Here is a 4,116-nt window from a genome sequence, read left to right as displayed (position 1 = left end):
CGCGCACGGTCACGAGCACGCAGCCGCCGTCGGCCTCGCCGGTACTGACGTGCACCTGTCGCAAACCATCGATGCCGCTCATTGCCTCCAGCGCATTGATGATCAGGTTGAGCATGACCTGCTGCAGTTCCACACGGTCGCCTTCGACGGACGGCAAACACTCTGCGAGCTGCATCGCCAGCAGGGCGCCGCATTTCCTTGCCTCTCCCTGGACGAGTTCGACGATCTCGCGGATCGCCTCGTTGATGTTCACCGGCTCTTTTTTCCGTGGCGCTTTCCTGATCAGTTGCCGGAGCCGCCCGAGCACGTCGCCGGCGCGGTTGCCGTCCCTGAGGATACCGTCGAGCGCGAGGCTGACCTCGGTGAGGTTGGCGGGCTCGCGGTGCAGCCATCGCAATGCGGCTTCGGCATGGGTCACCGTCGCGGAAATAGGTTGATAGACTTCGTGGGCAATCGAGGCCGCGAGCTGCCCCATGGTCGCCACGCGGTTCGCGTGCGCCAGATCGGTCTGCACCTCGCGGTAGCGCTGCTCGCTGTCGCGAATTTTCTTTTCCGCCTGCTTCTGCTCGGTGAGATCGAGCACGAACGCCAGGCCTTCCCGGCCGCTTGCGTCGAACGCAGCGAGGCCCAGAATGATCGGTACGCGACTGCCGTCCTTCCTGATGTATTCCATTTCGAACGGCTTGATGCGGCCAGTTTCCGTTAACTCGATGCGCGCGCGGATCGCGTCGTCATGCCTTTCCGGTGGCGTCAGATCCAGCCAGCGGACGCGACCACAGACGAGATCGTCGCGGTCATAGCCCACCATGCGCAGAAACACGTCGTTGGCTTCGAGGATATTCCCGCCGGCCTCCCAGACATTGATGCCGATGATGTTGGCATCGACAAGACGGCGGATCTTTGCTTCGCTTTCCGCGACATCGCGGTACAAACGGGCATTTTCGAGCGAAATGGCGGCTTGCGAGGCCACGAGCTTCAGCACGGCGATCCGCGCGGGGCTGAACACGCGGGCAGTGAGATTGTTATCGAGGTAGAGCGCACCCATGAGCTTGGTTGCGTTCATCAGGGGCAGGCACAGAATGGAACGGGCGCGATGCTGACGGACGTAAGGGTCCGCGGCAGCCAAGGGGTCAGCTGCGGCATCGTCCAGAAAGATCGTCTCGCGGGTCCGCAAGACCTGGTTGAGGATCGACTCCGGCAACATCGCTGCGGTGACCGGCGCGTCGGAGAGCTGCACGTGGACCGCATCGCCGGCGGTGGTGGCTTCCGCCGCAATCCGATGGCCGCCCGCATCCGACAGGATCAGCAGACCCCGTTCCGCGCCCGCCTGCTCGATCGACGTGCGCATGACCATCCCGATCAGCTTTTCCAGGTGGATCTCGCCAGAAGCCGCCTGCGACACCTTGATCACGGTCGCCAGGTCGAGGTGCTCGATTGGCGTTGCGATCGTATTCGTTGGTCCGGGTACCGCCGCTTCGTCGGTTCTCAAGTAAGGATACTGTTCCTCGAGTTGCCGCACCTTTCCATTGGCGCCCCAACGCAGATAGCCATTGTGGGCGTCCTTCATGCAAACGCGCGCAAACTTTCGAAGATCGCGTGCGGCATAAAAACGGGACGCGAGTTCGTTGGCCAGTGCCTCGACGTGCGCGAAATCGCTATCCTCCGCCGAGCGGATGGCTTGTTCGTAGAGCATTTCGGCGTCGACCACGCGGCCTTCGATGCGGGCGATCTCGGCGCCGACCAGCGCGGTATGGCTTGCGAAGTTCTCCGCGCAGAGATCTGCCCAGATAGTCAGTTGCTTATGATGGGCGCGCAGCGTGCCCAGGTGCTGTGTACGCTCGCCGGCCGGGATGGCGTCGCACCGGCCGGCGCACGCCAGCGCGGCATAGAAGTAATATTCCGCTTCCTCGGTAAACGAGTACATGACCCAGCTTAGCTCATTCGCCCGTGCAGCCGCGTGCGTGGCTGCCTCATAGTCGCCGGCAAAATAGCGTGCCTGCAGTTTCCGGATCCAATACATGCACACGTACGACACCGAGGTTTGAGACAGGTGACGTTCTGTGCGAAGCTCGTCGAACTCAGCACAATCGAGGCTGCCGAACACCGGTGTCAAGCCACGGAGCGTCCGGATCAGTGCGAGCTGCAGTTCACTAAAGGCTGTGACCATGGAAAACCGCACTCTGTCGCAGTATGCAATGCCGGATTCGGTCTCTCGGTGTGCCTCGGATAGTGGTGCGCCGGTTACCAGCATGGTCGAGACGATGTGATTGCGCGAGAACGCCCCCCACGGAATATCGCCGGTCCGATTGGCCATGTCGAAAACGCGGCGCATCTGCGCTGCGCAATTGCGCATCGGTTGAACCAGGCGTGCAACATACATGTAGTAGGACAGATACGTGCGGGCCTCGTAGCGTTCCAGGCCACGTCGCTCGACGAGTTTGCAGCCGAGTTCGCCGAACTGGAATCCGGCCTGATAGTCGCCGAAAACTCGTCCGGCGAACCTCGGAAAATTAGCGTAGGCCACGGACGAGGCGTCGCTATTGCCGTGCTCGAGGCTCAGCGTGATTGCCTTGCAGATCGTCAGGCAAGCGAGATTCCCGTCGCTGTGGAGGGCAGGCGGGACTAACGAGATCACCGCATCGATGGTTGCGAGGGCGAGCGCGTCCTGCATCGGCGGCAGATCGATGAGTTCCTCGATGGTCCGCTCGCCAAGCAGCGGCCAGATGCGCGCGTATTCACTGCGCACGGTTGCGTCGTCCGGATGGGCTGACCACTCGATGCCCACCTGACGAAGGAAGGCGAGGCACACAGCGACCCCAATCTCGCGCTGGCCGAGCATCAGGAAAACATCCATCTGCAAGCACGCGACCCGGGCGCGCTCGACGGTGGTCGTAGCACGCCTCGACAACTCCGCCAGTCGCGTTTCGGCGACCGGCAGCTGTCCGGTCAGGAGTTCGCATTCGGCCTGGTTCAGCTCCAGTGCGAAGAGGAGGTCATGCCGACGCTGCCAGCAATCGTCGCTCAGTAGCCCGGCGCCCGTGCTGAAATAGGCGAGCGCCGAAGTGTAGGCTGTCGACGCCCTGGCGCGCTGGCCGGCGTGCAGATTGAGTTCGGCCAGTTGCTCGCGTTCGTCCGGCTCGGTGATCAGCGCGGCACCGCGATTGAGCTGCCCGACGATCTCGAAGATCGCTTCTTCGCGTTTTTCCGCAGGAGTCTGCGCGACGAGCAGCCGGCCGATGCGCAGATGAGCAGCGGCGCGCGAAGATTCAGGAATCAGGGAATAGGCGGCTTCGTGAATCCTGTCATGAACGAACGCGTAAGCGCCCTCCAGCCGCACGGCCAGTTCCTGGCGAACCGCCTCCCACAGCACGCCGTGAACCCGCATCTCCTGCATGCCGAGCACGGCTGACAGGGTTGCGACGTTCGCGACGCTTCCGAGACAGGCAAGCTGCTGCAGCGCGTGCTGTGTCGCGGGCGGCAGCCGCGTCAGTTTGCCGGCCATCAGGTCCACGACGTTGTCGGTGTAACTGCTGGCATGGATGCGTTCGGTATCCCAGCGCCACTGCCGTGCATCGTGATCGAACGCCAGCAGATCGCCTTCGGCGAGAGCCAGCAGGAACTGGATCACGAAGAAGGGATTGCCTCCCGTCCTGTCGTGCACGAGGCGCGCCAGGGGCGCAATTTTTTCAGGCGCACAGTGCAGCGCGTCCGCGATCAGACTCCCGACGTGCACACCGGTCAGCGGCGCGAGCCGGATTTCCCCGATCTTCGCGCCCGCGCCGCGGATAGCCTGGAGCCTGGCGGTCAGCGGATGGGCGGCATCCACCTCGTTGTCGCGATAGGCGCCGATGACCATCAGGTAGCGCAGGTCCGGCTGGATCAGCAGATCCGCGAGCAGGTCCAGCGTCGCTGCATCGAGCCACTGCAGGTCGTCGAGAAACAGTGCCAGCGGATGCTCGGCCTGGGCGAACACGCCGATGAAGCGCCGGAACACCTGCAGGAAGCGCTGTTTCGCCTGTTGTGGTTCGAGCTCCGGGACCGGGGGCGGCTCGCCGATGATCAGCTTCAGTTCGGGGATCAGGTCGCTGATGAGCGCTGCATTGGGCGAGAGCGCCT

The 4,116-nt window shown here is 63.2% G+C and carries 1 protein-coding gene; it reads right to left on the bottom strand.

Annotation, left to right across the window (positions count from 1 at the left end):
* The coding region (locus tag GCT19_RS41170; RefSeq protein WP_152855026.1) for an ATP-binding sensor histidine kinase at positions 1-4,116 on the bottom strand (4,116 nt) is incomplete at both ends.

It is taken from the genome of Paraburkholderia atlantica, from assembly GCF_009362785.1.
In the GTDB taxonomy this organism is placed as follows: Bacteria; Pseudomonadota; Gammaproteobacteria; order Burkholderiales; family Burkholderiaceae; genus Paraburkholderia; species Paraburkholderia atlantica.
This window is presented reverse-complemented; position numbering and strand designations above follow the sequence as displayed.